The sequence below is a fragment of the Dietzia sp. SL131 genome (assembly GCF_026672565.1).
GTDB classification, from domain to species: domain Bacteria; phylum Actinomycetota; class Actinomycetes; order Mycobacteriales; family Mycobacteriaceae; genus Dietzia; species Dietzia kunjamensis.
This window is the reverse complement of record NZ_JAPPRI010000003.1, coordinates 2,926,025-2,945,768: the sequence shown is the minus strand read 5'-3', so window position 1 is coordinate 2,945,768 and position 19,744 is coordinate 2,926,025. Positions and strand designations below refer to the sequence as shown.

Annotated in this window: 20 protein-coding genes; 13 read left to right on the top strand and 7 right to left on the bottom strand. The window is 72.4% G+C overall.

The annotated features are described in order from the left end of the window. Positions 1 to 32: 32 nt before the first annotated feature. Entirely contained in the window at positions 33 to 704 is a 672-nt protein-coding gene (locus tag OVA21_RS14695) for a PIG-L family deacetylase (protein ID WP_268092741.1), read from the bottom strand. Positions 705 to 818: 114 nt separating this feature from the next. On the opposite strand from OVA21_RS14695, the gene OVA21_RS14690 reads away from it, so the two are divergent. Next, positions 819 to 1,451: a class I SAM-dependent methyltransferase gene (locus OVA21_RS14690; protein ID WP_268092740.1), complete on the top strand. Its 633-nt coding sequence runs from the start codon at positions 819 to 821 to the stop codon at positions 1,449 to 1,451. Here OVA21_RS14690 and OVA21_RS14685 read toward each other — a convergent pair. Then, on the bottom strand, positions 1,426 to 2,064 hold the full coding sequence (locus tag OVA21_RS14685; RefSeq protein WP_069389449.1) for a hypothetical protein: 639 nt from the start codon (positions 2,062 to 2,064) through the stop codon (positions 1,426 to 1,428). The two genes, OVA21_RS14690 and OVA21_RS14685, sit on opposite strands and share 26 nt — an antisense overlap. A 74-nt stretch (positions 2,065 to 2,138) precedes the next feature. Between OVA21_RS14685 and OVA21_RS14680 the strand changes: the two genes are divergently transcribed. The 4 genes from OVA21_RS14680 (at position 2,139) to OVA21_RS14665 (ending at position 5,225) form a co-directional block, all read left to right on the top strand. Beyond that, entirely contained in the window at positions 2,139 to 2,540 is a 402-nt protein-coding gene (locus tag OVA21_RS14680; protein WP_154830252.1) for a BlaI/MecI/CopY family transcriptional regulator, read from the top strand. Next, positions 2,540 to 3,493 carry a M48 family metalloprotease gene (locus OVA21_RS14675; RefSeq protein WP_268092739.1) on the top strand — a complete coding sequence of 318 codons (954 nt, stop codon included), beginning with the start codon at positions 2,540 to 2,542 and terminating at the stop codon, positions 3,491 to 3,493. The genes OVA21_RS14680 and OVA21_RS14675 overlap by 1 nt, the downstream gene beginning before the upstream one ends. Before the next feature lie 96 nt (positions 3,494 to 3,589). After that, positions 3,590 to 4,330, top strand: a complete 741-nt coding sequence (locus OVA21_RS14670; RefSeq protein ID WP_268092738.1) for a DsbA family protein — start codon at positions 3,590 to 3,592, stop codon at positions 4,328 to 4,330. Between the two features lie 10 nt (positions 4,331 to 4,340). Then, positions 4,341 to 5,225, top strand: a complete 885-nt coding sequence (locus OVA21_RS14665; protein WP_096907439.1) for a cytochrome c biogenesis CcdA family protein — start codon at positions 4,341 to 4,343, stop codon at positions 5,223 to 5,225. Here the strand turns inward: OVA21_RS14665 and OVA21_RS14660 are convergent. Beyond that, on the bottom strand, positions 5,204 to 6,172 hold the full coding sequence (locus OVA21_RS14660; RefSeq protein WP_268092737.1) for a glucosyl-3-phosphoglycerate synthase: 969 nt from the start codon (positions 6,170 to 6,172) through the stop codon (positions 5,204 to 5,206). The two genes, OVA21_RS14665 and OVA21_RS14660, sit on opposite strands and share 22 nt — an antisense overlap. 179 nt (positions 6,173 to 6,351) lie before the next feature. Between OVA21_RS14660 and OVA21_RS14655 the strand changes: the two genes are divergently transcribed. The 7 genes from OVA21_RS14655 (at position 6,352) to OVA21_RS14625 (ending at position 15,041) form a co-directional block, all read left to right on the top strand. Beyond that, the gene (locus OVA21_RS14655; RefSeq protein ID WP_268092736.1) at positions 6,352 to 7,641 is read left to right on the top strand and encodes an acyl-CoA dehydrogenase family protein; all 1,290 of its coding nucleotides are present in this window, start codon (positions 6,352 to 6,354) and stop codon (positions 7,639 to 7,641) included. Continuing rightward, positions 7,638 to 8,990, top strand: coding sequence for a phosphotransferase family protein (locus OVA21_RS14650; protein ID WP_326493473.1), 1,353 nt, complete (start codon positions 7,638 to 7,640; stop codon positions 8,988 to 8,990). Before OVA21_RS14655 ends, OVA21_RS14650 begins: the two co-directional genes overlap by 4 nt. Further along, positions 8,990 to 9,712, top strand: a complete 723-nt coding sequence (locus OVA21_RS14645; protein WP_268092735.1) for a histidine phosphatase family protein — start codon at positions 8,990 to 8,992, stop codon at positions 9,710 to 9,712. Before OVA21_RS14650 ends, OVA21_RS14645 begins: the two co-directional genes overlap by 1 nt. A 122-nt stretch (positions 9,713 to 9,834) precedes the next feature. Then, the gene (locus tag OVA21_RS14640) at positions 9,835 to 10,644 is read left to right on the top strand and encodes an alpha/beta fold hydrolase (RefSeq protein WP_069389914.1); all 810 of its coding nucleotides are present in this window, start codon (positions 9,835 to 9,837) and stop codon (positions 10,642 to 10,644) included. A 119-nt stretch (positions 10,645 to 10,763) separates the two neighbouring features. Then, a complete protein-coding gene (locus tag OVA21_RS14635; protein ID WP_268093165.1) occupies positions 10,764 to 12,914 on the top strand; it encodes an MMPL family transporter in 2,151 nt (716 codons plus the stop codon). An 83-nt stretch (positions 12,915 to 12,997) separates the two neighbouring features. Beyond that, positions 12,998 to 13,657: a lipocalin family protein gene (locus OVA21_RS14630; RefSeq protein ID WP_268093163.1), complete on the top strand. Its 660-nt coding sequence runs from the start codon at positions 12,998 to 13,000 to the stop codon at positions 13,655 to 13,657. A gap of 10 nt (positions 13,658 to 13,667) precedes the next feature. Then, positions 13,668 to 15,041, top strand: coding sequence for a TIGR01777 family oxidoreductase (locus OVA21_RS14625; protein ID WP_159148269.1), 1,374 nt, complete (start codon positions 13,668 to 13,670; stop codon positions 15,039 to 15,041). A gap of 145 nt (positions 15,042 to 15,186) precedes the next feature. On the opposite strand, the gene OVA21_RS14620 is transcribed toward OVA21_RS14625, so the two are convergent. The 3 genes from OVA21_RS14620 to OVA21_RS14610 are packed head-to-tail and all read right to left on the bottom strand — an operon-like array spanning position 15,187 to position 17,697. Then, positions 15,187 to 15,831, bottom strand: coding sequence for a TetR/AcrR family transcriptional regulator (locus tag OVA21_RS14620; RefSeq protein ID WP_067719079.1), 645 nt, complete (start codon positions 15,829 to 15,831; stop codon positions 15,187 to 15,189). 57 nt (positions 15,832 to 15,888) lie between these two features. Further along, positions 15,889 to 17,211 (bottom strand): SPFH domain-containing protein, encoded by a 1,323-nt coding sequence (locus tag OVA21_RS14615; protein WP_067719082.1) that lies wholly within the window; start codon positions 17,209 to 17,211, stop codon positions 15,889 to 15,891. Positions 17,212 to 17,262: 51 nt separating this feature from the next. Beyond that, positions 17,263 to 17,697, bottom strand: coding sequence for an NfeD family protein (locus tag OVA21_RS14610; RefSeq protein ID WP_069389913.1), 435 nt, complete (start codon positions 17,695 to 17,697; stop codon positions 17,263 to 17,265). A 69-nt stretch (positions 17,698 to 17,766) separates the two neighbouring features. Here OVA21_RS14610 and OVA21_RS14605 point away from each other — a divergent pair, with 69 nt between their 5' ends. Further along, entirely contained in the window at positions 17,767 to 18,657 is an 891-nt protein-coding gene (locus tag OVA21_RS14605) for a cation diffusion facilitator family transporter (protein WP_069389912.1), read from the top strand. On the opposite strand, the gene OVA21_RS14600 is transcribed toward OVA21_RS14605, so the two are convergent. Continuing rightward, complete coding sequence (locus OVA21_RS14600) at positions 18,636 to 19,643, bottom strand: carbon-nitrogen hydrolase family protein (RefSeq protein ID WP_268092734.1); 1,008 nt, start codon at positions 19,641 to 19,643, stop codon at positions 18,636 to 18,638. The genes OVA21_RS14605 and OVA21_RS14600 overlap by 22 nt on opposite strands. Positions 19,644 to 19,744: the final 101 nt, after the last annotated feature.

Genomic DNA, 19,744 nt, shown 5'->3' with positions numbered 1-19,744 from the left:
TTCGGTTCGGGCACGGTTGTCAGGCTCGGTTGTCAGGGGCGGCGGAGCCACCGGAGGTGTTCGGTGTCTCCCTGCAGTTCCAGTCTCCTCCACAGCACGCTGCCCGGGACGGCCTGGCTGGGGTGACATTCCACCGCGGCCAGCTGCGCGGCACGGTCGACGGTCAGGGCCAGGTCGATCTCGTCGGCCGGGCGCCCGAGGAACCCGGCGTACCCCTCGCCCGCCAGTGTGGCGCAGAGGTCGTCGGGGAGGACCCACGCCAGCACCCCCAGGTCGTGGCGCTCGCCCGCGCGGACGGCCGCCGCGGTGGCGGCCACGTGGTCGGGGTGGCCGCTGATGCCGGTGGAGTCGAAGGCGACCAGCCCGTCCGGCCTCACCGCCTCGATCTCCCGCTCGACCTCGTCGTCGAGCCCGTCCGCACCGAGCGCCGTCAGTCCGCCGTCGGGGAGGTCCAGGAGGGTGACCCCTCGCGCACCGAGCGCGTCGGCAGCGGCGCGTAGTTCGCGCTCGCGGATCACGGACAGCTCGCCCTCCACACCGTGGAGGGTCGAGGCCTCGCCCCGGGTCAGGCAGAGGACGTGGACACGCGCGCCTGCGCCCGCGAGGCCCGAGAGGATCGCGCCGAGGCCGAAGGACTCGTCGTCAGGGTGGGCGACCACGGCCAGAACCGTGTCCCAGTCCGGTAACCCGGTCGTCGTGCGCATCGCGGCGGACCTCCCTGTGTCGGTGAGAATCGCTGTCTCGGTGTGAATCGTTGTGTCGGTGGGAATCGTTGGACCGGCCCCGGGACCGGCGGATACCCGGTACCGTATCTTCGCATGAATAGGTCTCGCGAACGGCAGGATGCGTCACTCTTCGCCCGCGCGTGGGTGGTGGCCAGCCCGGTGCTGGAGCGGATCGGCCTGTCCGAGTCGCGACGGCGTCTGGTCGACGGCCTGTCGGGCACGGTGGTGGAGGTCGGCGCCGGCAGCGGGGTGACTTTCGAGCACTACCCGCCGGAGGTCACCCGGGTGGTGGCGGTCGAACCGGACCCGCACCTGCGCGCGTACGCCCGCCGGCACGCACAGCGGGCGGCGGTGGACGTCGAGGTGGTGGACACGGTGGCGGAGGCGCTCCCGCTCGCCGACGGTGAGGCCGACGCCGTGGTGTTCGGGCTCGTCCTGTGCACCGTCCCCGACGTCCCGGCCGCCCTGGCAGAGGCCCTGCGGGTGCTCGCCCCGCACGGCGAGCTGCGTCTGCTCGAACACGTCCGGGCCGACGGTCGGCTGGGTCGCGTCGCCGACCGGATCGAGCCCGTGTGGAGCCGACTCGGAGGCGGGTGTCACCCGAACCGCGACACCGCCCGGCACGTCGCGGAGGCGGGCTTCGACGTCTCCGGCCTGCAGGCCCGTCCGTTCCCGCCGGTGGTGCCGTTGACGCCGATGCTCAGCGGGTCCGCGCGGCGTCGGTAGCGCGGTCCCCGCTCCCGGTGGGCGGCACCGCGCAGGCGTCGGACGCGCAGGCGCCATCGGCGCAGGGGCGGGCCCGCCACCGGTAGATCACGGCGCCGGCCAGGAGGGCCAGCGACAGGGCCGCGAGCCACGGCTGCAGCGGGGCCCACACCCCGAGCGCGCCGGTGGTGCCGAGCAGGATCAGCACGATCTTGTTGCAGACGGGGCACGCCACCGCGAACCAGGCGGTCGCCACGCCCACGGTGACCAGCGCAGGGCGTTCGGACGGCTCGGCTCCGGCGGGATGCCTGGCGGCGCTGCCGACGCCGGCCTCCCGCGCGGACCTGATGCCGAACCAGGCGGCGGTGAGCAGTACGGTGGCGGCGAGCACCGGGTACTCCCACCAGCGGACGGGGATCTCGCGGCCGAACACCGGGTTGGGCAGGATGTCGGTGGGGATGCCGATCAGCAGGAAGGTCCCGAGCGCCGCCAGGGCGGCGCGGGCGGGGGCGAACACCGCCGGCGTCGACGTGGTCTCGGAAGGCACGGTCTGGGCTGACGCGGCCTCGGAAGAGGCGGTCTCGGGAGCGGGCGCGTTCCGGGGGGCGGCCGACGCGCCGGACGAGTGGTTCATGCCACCATGGTCAGCATACGGGCGGGGTATCCGCCACCGGGCCTGGTAGATCGATCGGGAGGAGCGCTGTCGTGGTGCATTCGCTGCCCGGTCTCGGTGAGCTCGAGACCGCCGTCCTCGAATTGCTGTGGGACGAGTGCGCGGGTGACGGCGACGACCTGTCCGTCCGCGAGGTCTCGGATCGGCTCGCGGACCGGCGGCCCCTGGCCTACACGACCGTGATGACCGTGCTGGCGCACCTGTACGACAAAGGGGCGGTGACGCGCGAGAAGGTCGGACGCGGGTACCGGTACCGGCCCGCGCGCAGCCGCGAGGACTTCGGCGCCGACGCCCTGGGTGAACTGCTCCGGTCGAGTGGCGACGCAGAGAAGCTCCTCCTGCACTTCGTCTCGAGGGAGGGTGGAGACCTGGCCCCGGAGGAGGCGGGAGTGCTCCGCAGGATCACCGCGCGCCTCCGCGGAGGCGGGGACACCTGATGGGCATCGGGATGCTGCTCGCGGCGCTGGTCGTCGGCGCCGCCGGCCCTGCCTACCTGCGTCGGGCCGTGGACGCGGCCGCACGGCCGGGCGTCGCGCTGGGTGCCTGGATCGGCACCGGCGTCGTCTTCGTGTCCCTGCTCGTCGTCGCCCCGGTGGTGATGCACGTGCAGCCGCTGAGGGGGTTCGCGCCCGCCGCCACCGCCGTCACGGCGTGCGCGACGATGTTCGATCCGGCGACGGGCGGCGTGTGGCCGGCCGCCGTCCGTGGCGTGGTCGTCGCGGTGGCCGTGGTGGCGGGGGTGTCCGCGGTCGCGGTGGTCGTGGCCGCCATGTCCCGGGCCCGGCGCTCGGCGCGGGCGCACGCCCGGTCCCTGCGGTCACTGGTCGAGGCCACCGACCACGTCGACGGGGTACGGGTGTGGTGGATCGCCGACGACGAACCCGTCGCCTACGCGTTGCCGGGGGCGTCGGCGTGCGGGCTCCCGGGCGTGGGGCGACGCGGGTCGGCCTCGCCCGGCGGGACGGTGGTGGCCTCCACCGCCCTGTGGGATCTCGGCGAGGAGCGCCGACGGGCCGTGCTCGACCACGAGATCGCGCATCTGCGGGGACGTCACCACGTCGCGGTGACGTCGGCGGCGGCACTGCGCACGGTGTTCTCTCCGGTGCCCCTGCTGCGGCGAGCGGCAGCGGAGGTGTCCGTCCTCGCCGAGCTGGCCGCGGACCGGCGGGCCGCGCTCGGCGCCGGCGGCGCGGCGGCCGTGCGCGGTGCCCTCGGCGAGCTCGGCGCCCCGGCCGGCCGGGTGGCCGTCCTGTCCTCGGTGCCGGCCGGACCCCGGGGGACGGGGCCCGGTCTCGCGCTGGCGCTCGTGCACGCGGTCTCGCCGGCGGCGGTCTCCGCGGCCGCGGCGACGGCACTCGTGCTGGGGATGTGTTCCGCGCTGGCGGGTTGACATCGCGCCAGCGCCGCAAACTACTATGCAACGTAGTAGGAAGTGGCCCGCTCGCGGGTCGGTCCCATCCCCGATCGCACCCGCAGGAGCCCCGAAGTGTCCCGTCGTCCGAGCGTCCCGGTCATCGCGTTGTCCCTCGTGGTGGCCGTACTCCTCGCCCTCGTGGCGATCCTCCTCGCCCGCGAGGTGGGCGGGGGCGAACCGTCCGCCGACGGGTCCGCCGCGGGGACGTCGGAGGTGTCCGACGATCGGCAGACCAGCCCGGAACAGGCTCCCGGCCCGGAGTCCATGGAGGGCATCGCGCGCTTCGAGGAGGGCGACCCGATGGCCATGGGGCCCGTCGACGCGCCGGTCGTGATGACCATGTACACCGACTTCCGCTGCCCGTTCTGCGCCAAGTTCTCCCGCGAGGTGGAGCCCGCCCTGGTCGAGGAATACGTCGGCAGCGGCGAGCTGCGGATCGAATGGCGGGACCTGCCGATCTTCGGCGAACAGTCGATGGCCGCCGCGCGAGCCGGCCGCGCCGCCGCCGACCAGGGCAGGTTCTGGGAGTTCACCGAGGTCGTCTTCGCCGACTCCCCCGACCGCGGTCACCCGGACCTCAACGAGGAGAAGTTGGTCGGGTACGCCCGCGAGGCCGGCGTCGCCGACATCGAGCGCTTCCGCGAGGACATGACCAGCGACCGGTACGACGAGGCGATCCGGGCCGACTACGAGGCGGCCACCGCACTCGGTGCCACCTCGACCCCGACGTTCCTCATCAACGGCACGGGCATCATCGGCGCCCGCTCCACGGAGACGTTCCGCAACGTCATCGACAGCTCACTCGACGGGTGACGTGGGCCCGATGACCGAACAGATCGGACTGATCGGCGGATTCCTCGGCGGCGTCCTGAGCATCCTCAGCCCGTGCTCGGCCCTGCTGCTGCCCGCCTTCTTCGCCTACGCCTTCGGAACCCGCCGGGTGCTCCTCGCCCGGACCGGGCTGTTCCTGCTCGGCCTCGCCATCGTCCTGGTCCCGCTCGGCGCGGGGGTCGGGGCCATCGGTTCGCTGTTCACCGTCCACCGCGGGACCGTGACGTTGATCGGTGGCCTCGTCGTCGTCGCCCTGGGTGTCTACACCGCGCTCGGGGGCGGCTTCCGGCTCCCCGGACTCTCGGACGCCTCGTCCCGCGTCACCGGCAGCGGCCCCGTGGCCGTCCTCGCGCTGGGCGCCCTCTACGGGTTCGCCGGATTCTGCTCGGGCCCGCTGCTCGGCGGTGTCCTCACCCTGGCGATGGCCGGGGGTTCGCCCGCCTACGGTGCGGCCGTCATGGGCGCCTACGCGGTCGGCATGGTCGTCCCGCTCGCGGTGCTCGCCCTGGCGTGGGACCGGCTGGGCGTGTCGCGTCGGCGATGGATCCGCGGTCGCGACGTCACCCTGGGACCCATCCGCACGCACACCACCTCACTCATCGCCGGGGTGCTGTTCATCGTGGTGGGACTGCTGTTCGTCCTCACCGACGGCACCGCGGCCCTCGGCTCGGTGATGGGAGTGGACGCCCAGTTCGACCTGCAGCTCGCCATCGAGCGCCGGGTCGCGGGGATCGACGACCTGTGGTTCGCCGTCGCCGCGCTGGCCGTGGCCGCCGTCGGCCTCGCGGTGTGGGCGCTACGCGACCGCCGCCGCGCGCGGGCGCGGCAGGAGCCGGACGCCCGCAGCCCCGAGGATCAGGAGCCCGCCCGCGGCTGAACCCTCACCTCGCACATCGGAGGCCTGTCGCCGGTCTCGATGCGCGTGGTGGTGGGCGAGTAGGCCCCCGCCAGCGACCGGGTGAACGTGGTGAGCCGCTGATGCGGCTCGGCCGTCGTGGTGACGCGGCCCGCGCGGACGAGACGGTCGAGTGCGGTGAGCTGGATCTGCGCGGCCATCCGGGCCAGCGAGTCGTCGGGGGAGTTGCGGTGACGCCGGGTGCCCAGGTCCACCTGCGCCATCGCGTCGAGTCCCACCAGTTCCCACACGTCCACCAGGAGCGCGAGCTCCACGCCGTAGCCCCGGGCGAACGGTATCTGCTCGAGGACCTCCCGGGTGGCCGCGTACTCCCCGGCGAGTGGCTGGACGAACCCAGCCAGCTCCGGCCACCAGGCGTCGATGAGCGGTCGGGCCACGAGTTCGGTCACCCGCCCGCCCCCCGAGGGCAGCACCGTGGCGCCGTCCGCGAGCGGCCGGTCGTAGCACCCCTTGACGAAGCCCAGCGACGGATCCAGGACCAGCGGGGCCAGCAACCCCACGGCGAAGGTCGGGTCGAAGTCGCGCAGGTCGGCGTCGATGAACGCCACCACGTCCCCGGTCGTCACCGCGAGGGACTTCCACAGCGCCTCGCCCTTGCCCGGGACCGACCCCCACTCCGGCAGGATCTCGGACTGCGCGTGGACCTCGGCGCCGGCGGCGCGGGCGACCCGCGCCGTGTTGTCGGTGGAGTCGGAGTCGATCACGACGATCTCGTCGAGCAGCGGCACCGCCTCCACCAGGTGCTCGCGCAGCGCGGTGACGATGGCGCCGACCGTGGCCTCCTCGTCGCGGGCGGGCAGCACGACCGACAGGCGTCGGCCGGCCTTCGCCGCGGCCACCCCGGCGGCGTCGAAGTCCCGGGCGGTCAGGCTCCGGCGTCGGAACCAGCCCTCGGTGTCCGGCAGCATCGTCGGGCGTCTCGCTCTCGCTGTGACGACCCACCGGTCGGGCGGGTCGCGGAGGGGGTCTCCGTCTCGCCATTGTGGGTCACCCGTCGGCGGGCCCGCGCGCGACCCCCGGCCCCGGCCCGCGCGTGGAGACGCCGCGGAGCCGGGACCCGTTCGTCGGGCTGTGCCACGATGAACCCATGGACTTCTCCTCCTCGCCCCGCGCCGCTGAGCTCACCGCAGCCGTCCGCGAGTTCATCGACACCCACATCGCCCCGGTGGAGCCGGAGATCCACGCCGATATCGCCCGGCGTCGGCTCGCCGGCCAGGACCCGTGGGCGGTCGATCCGCGGGTCCCGGAACTCCAGGCCCGCGCCCGCGAGCAGGGACTGTGGAACCTCTTCCTCCCGGCCGGACACGAGGGGCCCTATGCCGAGCGCTACGGCACCCACGGCGGCACCGGCCTGAGCAACACCGACTACGCGCCGGTCGCCGAGGAGATGGGCCGCTCGTTCCTCGCCCCGCTGGTGTTCAACTGCAACGCCCCGGACACCGGGAACATGGAGGTCCTGCTCAAGTACGGCTCACAGGAGCAGAAGGACCGGTGGCTGGACCCGCTGCTCGACGGGAAGATCCGCAGCGCCTTCCTCATGACCGAGCCGGACGTGGCCTCCTCGGACGCCTCGAACATGGCCGCCACCGCCCGTATCGAGGGTGACGAGGTCGTCCTCGACGGCCGCAAGTGGTGGTCCACGGGCGTCGGCCACCCGGACTGCAAGGTGGGCATCTTCATGGGCGTGTCCGATCCGGACGCGCACCGCTACCTGCGCCACTCGATGGTCCTGGTGCCGATGGACGCCCCCGGGGTCCGCGTCGAGCGCATGCTCACCGCCCAGGGGGTCTACGACGAACCGCTCGGCCACGGCGAGGTGACGCTGGAGGGCGTGCGGCTCCCGGTGTCCAGCATCATCGCCGGACCGGGCAGGGCCGCGGAGATCGCGCAGGGCCGACTGGGCCCGGGGCGCGTCCACCACTGCATGCGGTTGATCGGCCTGTCGGAGATGGCGCTGGACCTGGCCTGCCGCCGTGCCTCGGGTCGCGTGGCCTTCGGCAAACCCATCGTCAACCTCGGCGGCAACCGTGAGCGTCTCGCAGAGGCGCGCATCGCGATCGACCAGGCGCGCCTGCTGGTCCAGCACGCCGCCTGGAAGCTCGACACCGAGGGACAGGCCGCAGTGGAGGTCAGTGCCATCAAGGCCGCCGTCCCGAAGATGGCGCAGCAGGTGATCGACATGGCCCTGCAGCTCCACGGTGGCGGCGGCATGAGCGACGACTTCCCCCTGGCCGGGGCGTACGCCACCGCGCGGTCGCTGCGACTGGCCGACGGCCCCGACGAGGTCCACCTCGGCGTCGTCGCCCGGGCCCTGCTCGCGCCCTACCGCGACGCCGCCACCACCGGTGGCACCGAGAAGACCGGGACGAACCGGTGACCGCCCGAGACGGCGCGCCCGACCGCGACGCCGCCCTGCGCCGCCGCGTCCCCGGCACCGACGCGGTGCGCGGTGAGGACGCGTTCGACGTCGAGGCCGTGGCCGCGTGGCTGCGGTCGATCACGCCCGACGACCCGACCGTGCTGGCGGGGGTGGATCTGGGCGACGACGACGAGCTGGTCATCCCCGAGGTCCGGCAGTACACCGGTGGCGCGTCCAACCTCACCTACCTGCTGCGCTACCCGGGCGCGGACCTGGTCCTCCGCCGCCCGCCGGCCGGGACGAAGGCCCGCGGTGCCCACGACATGAAGCGCGAACACCGCGTCCAGTCGGCGCTGCGACCGGTGTACCCGCTGGTGCCGCGCATGGTGGGGTTCTGCGGCGACCACTCGGTGATCGGCTCGGACTTCTACGTGATGGAGCGGATGGAGGGCACCATCCTGCGCAAGGAGCTGCCCCGCGAACTGCTCATGGACCGGGTCACCACCCGCCGCCTCGCCGAGGCGGCCGTCGACGCGCTCGCCGACCTCCACTCGGTGGACGTCGGGGCCGCGGGCCTGGGCGACCTCGACCGCGGCGAGGGGTACGTGCGCCGCCAGGTCGAGGGCTGGTCCGCCCGCTACCGTCGCGCCCGCACCCCCGACGTGCCCGACTTCGCCCCGGTGATGAAGTGGCTGCACGCCAACCAGCCCGACGACGTGGGCCACTGCCTGGTGCACAACGACTTCCGCTTCGACAACCTCGTGCTGGATCCCCGGGACGTCACCCACGTCATCGGCGTCCTGGACTGGGAGATGGCCACCGTCGGCGACCCGCTCATGGACCTCGGTGGGGCACTCGCCTACTGGGTGCAGGACGACGACGGCCCGCTGTTCAAGGCGTTCCGCCGCCAGCCCACCCACGCGCCCGGGATGCTCACCCGTCACCAGGTCGTCGAGCGGTACGCCCGCCGGGCCGGCCTGGAGATCACCGCGGAGCAGTGGCGCTTCTACGAGGTGTTCGGACTGTTCCGCCTGGCCGTGATCGCCCAGCAGATCAACCACCGCTACTTCCACGGGCAGACCACCAACCCGGCGTTCCGCGCCTTCCGCCCCGGAGTGGCGTTCCTCGAGCAGCGGTGCCTGCGCATCATCCGCACGGGCGACGGTCGTCTCACTCCGACCCGGGTCTCCCCGCGGGACGTGGTCCCGGAACTGCTCGGCGTCCCCCGGGTCGTGCTCCCGTTGCTCGCCGGGGGCGTCCACGACGTCCGGGGCAAGGTGACGGGTCTGCTCGGAGGCCTGCCGGTGATCGGCGATCTCCCCGTGATCGGCGGGCGACCCACCGGCACGTCGGGCGGTGGGCGCTGATGGGGTCCATCCACCTCGTCCGCCACGGGCAGGCCTCGTTCGGCAGCGGCTACTACGACCGGTTGTCGGAGACCGGCCACCTGCAGGCGCGCCTGGCCGGCGAGGACATGGCCGGCCGCGGGCTGCGGCCCGACGTGATCATCCACGGCGGCCTGCGCCGGCAGCGCGAGACGGCGGAGGGCCTGCTCGCCGGGCTACGCGCCCACGACGACCGGGACGCCGCCGAGGACGTCGCGGTGGAGGTCGACGAGCGCTGGGCCGAGTACGACGCCGACGCGGTGCTGGAGGCCGCCCGCGTGGCCGGCCTGACCACGGAGCACGGGACCCTCGACTCCGCCGGTGCCTCCGACGCGGCCAAACAGGCGTTCCAGCGTCAACTCGACGCCGCCCTCGGACACTGGGCGGGACTCGAGGCGTTCGCCGAATACCGGCGCGACGCCGACGACGCCCTGGCGGACGCCGCCGCGAGGTCCGGGACCGGCCGGACGACCGTCGTCGTCTCCTCCGCCGGCACGATCTCCCTGGCGGTCGCCGGCCTCCTCGCCGACCCCGAAGGAGTCGTGGGGCTGTGGACCCGGTTGCAGCGCGTGACCGTGAACACCGGGACCGCCCGGGTCGTGGTGGGTCGGGGCGGGATGACGTGTATCGCGGTCAACGAACACCAGCACCTCGAGCGGGCGGCCGGGCCCGACGACCCGCGCCGACTGGTCACCCTGAGGTGACGATGTCGGCCGACCGCACGTCGGATCGGCTCGAGGCCGCCTCGCGCCCGGGCGGGCGTCGTATCGTACGACCGTAGAGGCCGTTCCAGGCGGCCACGAGAGCACGTCAGGAGAACGCCACGATGCCCACCTTCCAGCGCGGTCACACGACGATCGCCTACACGGACACCGGCGCCCCCGCGGGACGCCAGGACGCCCCGGTGGTGTTCTTCGCCCACGGCTTGCTGTTCTCGGGCTGGATGTTCCAGCACCAGATCGCCCGTCTGCGCGACAAGTACCGGTGCGTGACGATCGACTTCCGCGGGCAGGGCAACTCCCCGCGGGCCATGGGTGGCTACGACATGGACACCCTGACGGTGGACGTGTCCGAACTCCTGCGGCACCTGCAGATCCCGGTGGTGAACTTCGTGGGCCTGTCCATGGGCGGGTTCGTGGGGATGCGCCTGGCCGCCCGCAACCCGGAGATCGTGCACACCCTGACGCTCATGGACACCGCCGCCACCGCGGAGGAGCCGGCCAACCGCAGCAAATACAAGACGCTGTCCAAGGTGTACCGCGTGGCCGGCATGAAGCCCCTGCGTGCGCGGGTGGCGCCGATCATGCTGGCCGAGGGCAACCTCGACGCCCCCTGGGTGCAGGAGTGGATGACCCAGCTCGAGCGCACCGATCGCGTGGGGCTGGTCAAGGCCATCGACTCCGTCGCCGACCGTGACCCGTGCGAGGACGAGGCCATCCGCATCATCGCCCCGACCCTGGTCGTGGTGGGGTCCGAGGACGCGGCCACGCCCCCCGACAAATCCCGACGCATCACCGAGCTGATCGCGGGCTCGCGCTATCGCGAGATCCCCGGCGCGGGGCACTCACCCAGCATGGAACGCCCGGACGAGGTCACCACCATCCTCGAGGCGTTCCTCTCCGAATACGACGTGTGAAGCCAAGGGAGCCGATGAGAGCTGAGCGCTCGGCTAGAGACGAGTCAGGGACGACGGGGCCGCCGGGGGCGGCCGACGGGTGGGTGGGCGTCGTCACGGGCAAGCTCTCCGCGTGGTTGATGCTCGTGGTCGTGCTCCTCGTGAGCGGCGCGGTGTTCGCCTTCGCCTCCTCGGAGGGCTCGTCGCAGGGGCCCCAGACGCTCCCGGACGACTCCGAGGCCGCACTCGTCTCCGAGATCCAGCGCGAGTTCCCGGGGTCCGAGTCCGTTCCGGCGGTCCTCGTCGTGACCCGCGAGGACGGCGGCGAGCTGGGGCCCGAGGGCATCGCCGCGGCCGTCGGCGCCGGCGAGCGCATGGCCGAGGTCGTCGGTGCTCCCGCAGAGGGCCCCATCCCGTCCGAGGACGGCGCCGCCGCCCTCATGCTGGTGCCGGTCGACGCCCAGTTCCTCTCCGGGGGCGCGGCCAGCGACCTGGTGTCGGAGATGAGGGACGCCGTCGCCGACGGTCTCGACGAGGGCATCAGCGCCCAGCTCACCGGCGGCCCGGGGTTCGCCGCTGACACCGCTGCCGCGTTCGAGGGCGCCGACTTCCGACTCCTGGCGGCCACGGCCCTGGTCGTCGCGGTACTGCTCATCGTCACCTACCGCTCTCCGGTGCTCTGGCTCGTCCCGCTGATCATCATCGGTGTCGCCGACCGCGTCGCGGCGCTGCTCGTCGCCAAGGTCGGGGAAGCACTCGACATCACCGTCGACGGGTCCACCTCCGGCATCGTCTCCGTCCTCGTCTTCGGTGCCGGAACCAACTACGCTCTGCTCCTGGTGTCCCGCTACCGCGAGGAACTCCGCAAGACCTCGGATCGTCGAACCGCCCTCCGCGACGCGTACCGGGGCGCGGTCCCGGCCATCGTCGCCAGCAACGTCACGGTCGTGCTCGCCCTGCTCACCCTGCTCCTGGCGGCCCTGCCCAACTACCGATCGCTCGGCGCCTCCGCGGCCGTGGGCCTGCTGGTCGCCCTGGTCTACGCGCTCGTCGCGCTGCCCGCCGCGCTGGCCGTGTGCGGCCGCGGCCTGTTCTGGCCGTTCATCCCGCGCCCGGTCGAGGGGCCCGCCGGCACGCACGCCGACGACGGTGCCCCCGAGACCCCGCGGGAATTCGACGAGGACGTCCCCCCGGGCGTCTGGGGCCGCGTCGCCGCGCGCGTGGTCAATCGCCCCGTGACGGTCCTCGTCTCCTGTGTCCTGCTCCTCGCCGTGCTGTCGCTCGGCCTGCTCGGCACCCGTATCGGCCTGAGCCAGACCGAGCAGTTCCGCACCCCCTCCGAGGCGGCCGCCGGGCTGGAGACCGCCGCCGAGCACTTCCCGGCCGGCGTCACCGACCCGGTCACCGTGCTCACCCGCACCGGCACCGAGGGAAAGATCACCGAGGCGGTCCGGGATGTGGAGGGTGTCGTGTCCGCCCGCCCGGCCGGCGAGTCCGGAACGGGATGGAGCCGCGTCACCGTGGTCCTCGACGCCGCGCCCGCGACCGACCGGTCGGAGGACAGCGTGATCGCGCTCCGCGAGGCCGTCGACACGGTCCCCGGTGCCGAGGCGCTGGTGGGCGGGTCGGTGGCCGAGGCCGTCGACACGTCCCAGGGCAACCTGCGTGACCTCACCCTGATCGCGCCGCTCATCCTGCTCGTGGTGTTCGTCGTCCTGGTTCTGGTCCTGCGGTCGGTCGTCGCGCCCCTGCTGGTCATGGCGGCGACCGTGCTCTCGTCGCTCGCCGCTCTCGGGCTCGGCACGTTCGTCACCACCCAGATCCTGGGCTTCCCCGGCCTGGACGTGTCGGTGCCGCTGTACAGCTTCCTGTTCCTGGTGGCCCTCGGCGTGGACTACTCGATCTTCCTCACCATCCGGGCCCGCCAGGAGGCCTCCACCCACGCCACCAGGGAGGCGATGGTCCGCGCCGTCGCGTTGACGGGCGGCGTCATCACCTCCGCCGGCATCGTGCTCGCCTCGGTGTTCGTGGTCCTCGGCGTCCTTCCGCTGATCGTGCTCACCCAGGTCGGCGTGATCGTCGCCCTCGGTGTCCTGCTCGACACCTTCGTCGTGCGCACCCTGGTCGTGCCCGCCCTGTTCACCCTCGTGGGGGACAAGGTGTGGTGGCCGGGTGACCCGCGAGGACAGACCCGCCGCGGCGCCACCGCAGGCTCGGCGTCCGACGACCCCGACCGCCGCACCGGCGACCACGGCGCCGGCCCCACCACGACCGAGGAGATCCACGCATGAGCACCGCCGCCCGCACCAGCACCGCCGCCCGCACCAGCACCAGCTCCCGCCCCGGCCCGTCCCGGTCCCGCCTGCGAGGCCTGATGACGCCCCTGGCCGTCGCGCCGCTCCTCGCGGCGGGCCTGGGCACCGCCCCCGTGGCCAGCGCCCAGGACGTCACCGACGGCGGACGCCTCGGCGGCGGCTCCTCGCAGCTCCTGCCCGACGGTGTCGCCGTGGGCTCCCTCGGTGGACCCGAGCTCACCCAGGTCGACTCCGTCGACCTCGAGCGGTATCAGGGAGAGTGGTTCCAGGTCGCCGCCATCCCGCAGCCGTACACGCTGCAGTGCACCAACGACACCAGGGCCGAGTACGCGGTGACCGCGCCCGGCACGGTCTCCGTGCGCAACTCGTGCGGCTCGGCCATCAGCTCGGACTCGGTGATCGAGGGCGAGGCGAAGGTCCGCGACACCGACACCAACGCCTCGCTCCGGGTCAACTTCCCGATGGTCCCGTTCCAGGACGAGGGCGGACCCGTCAACTACCGGATCACCTACCTGGCCGACGATTACTCGCTGGCCATCGTGGGCGACCCCACGCGGTCCTCCGGGTTCGTGCTCAGTCGCGAGCCGGTCCTCGACGCCGAGCAGTGGTCCACCGTCCGCGATGTGATCGAGGACCGCGGTTGGTGGTCATGCGCCTTCCTCACCGTTCCTATGGCGGGCGGCCGCGGCGACGTGACCCCACTGTGCCTACTGCCGTGATGAGCACCCGATGAGCATCGATCTCACCTGCACGGTTCCGGCCACCCCCGACGAGGCGTGGCGTTACTTCGCCTCGCCCGGCGCCTTCCGCCGGCTCTCGCCCCCGTTCATGCCGCTGCGACCGGTGAGCGAGGCCGATTCACTGCGGGACGGCGTGGCGGTCCTCGAACCGCGTACGGCGCTGCCGGGACCTCTCGGAGTCCGCTTCGGACCCCGCTGGCTCGCGCAGCACGATCCCGCCGGGTTCATCGAGGGTGAGCGGTTCGTCGACCGCTGCGTGTCCCAGCCGTACGCCGCGACGACCGGATGGGTCCACACGCATACGCTGACGGCCGGTCCGGACGGCACCGCCCTGCTCGGCGACAGGGTCGACGCCCGGGTGCCCGGCCGGATGCTCTCGCCGGTGTTCGCCTACCGGTACCGCCAGATGGCCGCCGACCTCGACAGCCTCGCCCGGTACGACAACCGCGCTCTGACCGTCGCCGTCACCGGCGCGTCGGGCCTCGTGGGCACCGCCCTCACCGCGCTGCTCGGGGTCGCCGGACACCGGGTCATCCGCCTCGTCCGCGGCGACGCCCGTGGCCCGGGGGAGCGCCACTGGGACACCGGCGATCCCGCCGCTGACCTCCTCGAGGGCGTCGACGTCCTGGTCCATCTCGCCGGTGCCCCCATCGCTGGGCGCTTCACGGACCGGCATCTCGAACTCGTCCGCGACAGTCGCGTGGGCCCCACCCGTCGTCTCGCCGAACTCGTCGCCGCCCGCGGCGGGTCCACCACCCTCGTGTCCGCGTCGGCGATCGGCTACTACGGCGCCGACCGCGGCGACGAGCGGCTCGTCGAGGACTCCGCTCCCGGCTCCGGTCCGGTCGCCGACATCGTCGTCGACTGGGAGCGCGACTGCGAGCCCGCACGTCTCGCCGGGGCCCGGGTGGTGAACGTGCGCACGGGCATCGTGCTGTCCGGTTCCGGGGGGATGCTCCCGCCGCTGGCCGCCATCACGCGCTCCGGGCTCGGCGGCCGCCTCGGCTCGGGACGGCAGTGGATGTCGTGGATCTCGCTGGACGACCTCACCGACATCTACCTGCGGGCGATCGTCGACCCTGCGGTGACGGGCCCGGTCAACGCCATAGCCCCCGAACCGGTCACCAATTCCGAGTTCACCCGGGTTCTCGGTTCGGTCCTGCGGCGCCCGACGGTCGTCCCGGTGCCCGGATGGGCCCCGGCGCTCGTCCTAGGCGGGCGGGGTTCGGACGAGCTCGCCCTGGCGAGTCAGCGGATCCTGCCGACAGCGCTGACCGGCGTGGACCACCGTTTTCGTCATCCGTGGCTGGAGAGCGCGCTGGCCCACGAACTCGGTGCCGAGGAGCTCCCCGGGGGGCTGTAGGGGGACAGCGCGTTCAGCGCAGGAGGGTGCAGCGTTCAGCGCAGGAGGGTGCAGCGTTCAGCGCAGGAGGGTGCAGCGTTCAGCGCAGGAGGGTGCAGCGTTCAGCGCAGGAGGGTGCAGCGTTCAGCGCAGGAGGGTGCAGCGTTCAGCGCTGCAGGATCATCGGCACGAGCACGCGACGGGCCAGTGCCCGGATCTGCTCCTCCGTGTCGACCGCGGGCGGGCCGTCCGTCATCACGACCAGTGAATGGAGGAACCGGCCGACCACGCTGGCGACCTCGCGGGAGAGCTGCTCGCACTCCTCGTCGTCCATCTGGCGGGTGTGGACGTCCGCGTTCCACGTGCTTCGGACGAACTGGGCGAGGATCTCGGTGATCGCGTCCAGGACCGTGTCGGACTGGCCCGCGAGCAACGCCATGGCCTCGACCTTGTCGACCTCGACGAGCCGACGTAGCAGTTCGTTCTGCCGGATGTCGAAGACGGTCCCGACCAGCAGGTCCTCGATGTGCCTCACCGGGTCCCACTGCAGGGACTCGAAGGGCGTGTAGCGCGCGTTGACGGTCATCATCAGGCGCTGCGCCTCGTGGGCGTAGATGGCGCGGAGGATGTCGTCCCGCGGCCCCAGACGCCGGTACAGGGTCACGCGGGTGACACCGGCCGCCCGCGCGATGTCGTCGGTGCTCGTGCCCTTGATGCCACGCTCGGCGAACACCGCGGACGCCGTCTCGATCAACCGGACATCCTCGGCGTCAGGCGCGCGGCCACCACCCAGGCCAGTGTTACGAGTCACGCCCCCATGTTACGACGCCCGGCCGAGGTGGCTGCGCGGAATGCCACCCGTCGGGGGTCACCGCCGGGGCTGGTCGCCACCATCGACGGGGTAGGCACCCTCGCCCGACCGCTGGTCAGCGGCCTGGTCGAACCCGGACGGCTGCCCCGGCCCGGGAGCCTGAGGCCCGCCGATCGCGGGGGTGTCCTGGCCTGCCGACTGCGAGGGGCTGTCGGGCGCCACGCCACCCTCCGACTCCGGGACCATGTCGAACACGCCGGGCTTGGGCTTGGGCCGGCTCGGCTGCTCGTCCATCACCGAGGTCGTACTCTTGGCCGCCGCCTCCGCGGCGGCCACGGACCGGGCGATCTCCGGGTCGGTGGAGGTGTCGAACCACTCGTCGGGCGCCGACGGCAGATCGGCATCGGAGTCGACGTCGGCCGGCTCGTAGCGGAACACCCCGTCGTCGTCCTTCTTGGCGACGGACTTGACGAAGTTCTCCAGCGAATCGCCGAACTGCGAGGGGATCATCCACATCGTGGCGGCCTCGCCCTTGGCCATCTCCGGAAGGTTCTGCACGTACTGGTAGGCCAGCATCTCCGGCGTGGGCTTGGAGGACTTGACCGCGGCGTTGACCCGGGCGATCGCGGCGGCCTGGCCCTCGGCCACGAGGTAGCGGGCTGCGCGCTCACCCTGGGCGCGCAGCATGCGGGACTGCCGGTCGGCCTCGGCGTTGAGGATCGAGGCCTGCTTGTTGCCCTCGGCGTCGAGGATGGCTGCCTGCTTGGCACCCTGCGCCGTGGTGATCGCGGCCTCGCGCTGTCCCTCGGCGGTGAGGATGGTGGCGCGCTTCTCGCGGTCGGCCTTCATCTGCTTCTCCATCGACTCCTGGATGGACATCGGCGGATCGATGGACCGCAGCTCGACCCGGGCCACGCGCAGGCCCCAGCGTCCGGTCTCGGAGTCGAGCACCCCGCGCAGCTGCTTGTTGATCATGTCGCGGCTGGTGAGCGTCTGCTCGAGGGTGAGCCCACCGACGACGTTGCGCAGGGTGGTGGTGGCCAGCTGTTCGACGGCCACGATGTAGTTGTTGATCTCGTAGACCGCAGCCTTGGGGTCGGTGACCTGGAAGAAGACCACCGTGTCGATGCTCAGTGTGAGGTTGTCCTCCGTGATCATCGACTGCGGCGGGAAGGTCACGACCCGCTCGCGCAGATCGACCTTGGCGCGCACCCGGTCGATGAAGGGGATGATGAGCGTGAGCTGGCCGCTCACGGTGCGTTGGTAACGGCCGAGCCGTTCGATGACCGCGGCCTCCGCCTGGGGGATGAGCTTGACCGAGCTCACCACCACCGAGGCGATGAGGATGACGATGACGGCGAGGAAGATCAAGCCTTCCATGGTTCCTCCGATGCTTCTCGTGCGTGTCCGCTGGCCGGAGACCAGCGCCTTCTAGATGCCACGCACGACGATCGCCGTGGCGCCCTCGATCTGGTGCACGAGGACCTTGTCCCCGGCCTCGAACGTCTCGCCCTCGAGGAGCGGACGCGCGGTCCAGGTGTCGCCCGCGATCTCGACCAGTCCGCCGCCCGCACCGATCGCCTCGACGACGGTGCCGTCCCGGCCGGTGAGCGCGGCGGTGTTGGTGTCGTGCTCGGGGAGTGCGGCGAGCAGGCGCCGCCGGACGAGGGGGCGGACCCCCAGGACGAGGACGAGGGAGACGAGGGCGAACGCCAGGGCCTGCCCCCAGACCGGCGCGCCCAGGAACGCCGCGGCCGAACCGCCGAGGGCGCCGCCGGCGAGCATGAGCATGAACAGCTCGCCCCCGGCCGCCTCTCCGGCGGCGAGCAACACCGCTGCTCCGAGCCAGGCCAGTCCCACATGCATGACACCGAGCCTACCGACAACGGGCGACGGGCAGGAGGTCTCCTGCGTGCGGGACTAGGCTGCTGGGACGTGTCGACTCTGAAGAAGTTCGCGTGGCTGTCCGTGGCCACGGCGATCGTGACCATCGTGCTCAAGATCGCGGCCTGGTGGGTCACCGGTTCGGTCGGCCTGCTTTCCGACGCCGCGGAGTCCGTGGTCAACCTCGTGGCCGCGGTGATCGCGCTCGGCGCCATCACGGTCGCCGAGCGCCCGGCCGACGACGACCACCAGTACGGCCACTCCAAGGCCGAGTACTTCTCCGCGGGTGTCGAGGGCGCGATGATCTTCGTCGCCGCCGCGTTCATCCTGGTCGTCAGCGTCGAGCGGCTGATCAATCCGGAACCGCTGGAGGCACTCGGCATCGGTCTGGCGATCTCGGTGGGCGCCGCCGTGATCAACGGCGTGGTGGGTGTGGCGCTCGTGCGAGCGGGGACCCGTCACCGGTCACCCACCCTGAAGGCCGACGGCAAGCACCTCGTCACCGACGTCATCACGTCGGTCGGCGTCGTCGCCGGGCTGGCACTGGCCTGGGCCACCGGCTGGGAGGTGCTCGACCCGATCGTCGCGATCGGCGTGGGACTGAACATCCTGTTCATCGGCTATCGACTGGTACACGAATCGGGGATGGGATTGATGGACGCCACGCTCCCCGACGAGGACAACCGGGCGATCGAGGAGGTCCTCGAACGCCACCGCGAACCCGGCCGCGTCGACTTCCACGAACTGCGGACGAGGGAGTCGGGCAGGTGGCGCTTCGTCGAGTTCCACGCGTTGGTGCCCGGTCAGTGGAGCGTCGAACGCGGGCACGACCTCGTGGAGACCGTGGAGCAGGAGATCCACGCGGTCCTGCCGAGCTCGCACATCACCACACACCTCGAGCCGATCGAGGACGAGCGGGCCTACAACGACGTGCACCTGTGATGCGCCGCGCGCAGCCCGGCTACGCGACCTCGGCGGCGGTAGTAGCTCCTGCCCGCGACGTTCTGCTGGTGCCAGTACCCGCGTAGCAGCGGAGGCAGGTCGGGGATCCAGAACCGGTCCTCCAGCGGCGTGACGGGGTCCGTGGCTCCGAGGGGCACGTCCGCGTAGACGATCCCGGGCCCCTCGTCCGTGCGTCTGGTGGCCAGGACCGTGCCCGAGGCGTCGACGATCTGGGTGGCGCCCACGAACTCCGTGGCGTACGGCACCGATGCGTCGGAACCGGGCAACAAGAGGAAATCCGACCGCAGCGTCCCGCAGTGGGAGGCCTGCAGCACGGGCGCGCCCAACCGCCGGGCGAACTCCGCCGGCGCGTTCTCCGACAGGTTCCTGTTGTACCGCGCGAGCGAACCGAGCGCTCGCCGGGTCAGCCCGCCCCAGTTGTCCGGGACCGTCCACCAGTGGGTCCCGGTCACCGCCACCGCGACGCGCCCCCGGAGCCTGCGCACGGTCCCGGTGCGGATCAGCTCCCAGCAGCTCGCCACCCCCACCCCGCCGAGCCCGGTGACGAACGCCCCGTCGTCGCTGCCGTCCGCGTAGAAGCCGCCGCCGGTGTAGAAGCAGTTCTCCCACATCGTCGGCAGGTCCTTGTCATGGATGTGCACGCGTCCGTCGGGTTCGACCAGGTGATAGCGGTTGAACACCTCGTCGTCGTCGGCCACGAGCATCGACCCACCGACGGTGACGGAGTGGCGTGCGGCGAGGCGTCGGAACATCTCGACGGCCACGTTCTCGCGCGGCAGGACCGCGTCGTGGACCTGCCCGCGCATCGGCACCGGCGACGTGCAGAACTCCGGCACCGCGATCAGGCGCGCGCCCCGCCCGGCGGCCTCCACGATCATCTTTTCCAGTCGACCCAGTGTGAGGTCCACGTGCCCCGGCACGCCTTCCAGTTGCACTGCCGCGGCGTGCACCACCTGCGCGTCCATGAGGCCTCCCGTGTGCGATCGCGCGCGAACGAGCGCGCAGGTCAGCGCGCTGTCCTATGGTCGTGAAGCATACAAATCACGCACTGCTGTCAAGTGCACTT

Coding starts and splice junctions, on each gene's coding strand:
- OVA21_RS14695 (WP_268092741.1), bottom strand. CDS start 704: ATGCGCACGACGACCGGGTTACCGGACTGGGACACGGTTCTGGCCGTG.
- OVA21_RS14690 (WP_268092740.1), top strand. CDS start 819: ATGAATAGGTCTCGCGAACGGCAGGATGCGTCACTCTTCGCCCGCGCG.
- OVA21_RS14685 (WP_069389449.1), bottom strand. CDS start 2,064: ATGAACCACTCGTCCGGCGCGTCGGCCGCCCCCCGGAACGCGCCCGCT.
- OVA21_RS14675 (WP_268092739.1), top strand. CDS start 2,540: ATGGGCATCGGGATGCTGCTCGCGGCGCTGGTCGTCGGCGCCGCCGGC.
- OVA21_RS14665 (WP_096907439.1), top strand. CDS start 4,341: ATGACCGAACAGATCGGACTGATCGGCGGATTCCTCGGCGGCGTCCTG.
- OVA21_RS14660 (WP_268092737.1), bottom strand. CDS start 6,172: ATGCTGCCGGACACCGAGGGCTGGTTCCGACGCCGGAGCCTGACCGCC.
- OVA21_RS14655 (WP_268092736.1), top strand. CDS start 6,352: ATGGACTTCTCCTCCTCGCCCCGCGCCGCTGAGCTCACCGCAGCCGTC.
- OVA21_RS14645 (WP_268092735.1), top strand. CDS start 8,990: ATGGGGTCCATCCACCTCGTCCGCCACGGGCAGGCCTCGTTCGGCAGC.
- OVA21_RS14640 (WP_069389914.1), top strand. CDS start 9,835: ATGCCCACCTTCCAGCGCGGTCACACGACGATCGCCTACACGGACACC.
- OVA21_RS14635 (WP_268093165.1), top strand. CDS start 10,764: ATGCTCGTGGTCGTGCTCCTCGTGAGCGGCGCGGTGTTCGCCTTCGCC.
- OVA21_RS14630 (WP_268093163.1), top strand. CDS start 12,998: ATGACGCCCCTGGCCGTCGCGCCGCTCCTCGCGGCGGGCCTGGGCACC.
- OVA21_RS14625 (WP_159148269.1), top strand. CDS start 13,668: ATGAGCATCGATCTCACCTGCACGGTTCCGGCCACCCCCGACGAGGCG.
- OVA21_RS14615 (WP_067719082.1), bottom strand. CDS start 17,211: ATGGAAGGCTTGATCTTCCTCGCCGTCATCGTCATCCTCATCGCCTCG.
- OVA21_RS14610 (WP_069389913.1), bottom strand. CDS start 17,697: ATGCATGTGGGACTGGCCTGGCTCGGAGCAGCGGTGTTGCTCGCCGCC.
- OVA21_RS14600 (WP_268092734.1), bottom strand. CDS start 19,643: ATGGACGCGCAGGTGGTGCACGCCGCGGCAGTGCAACTGGAAGGCGTG.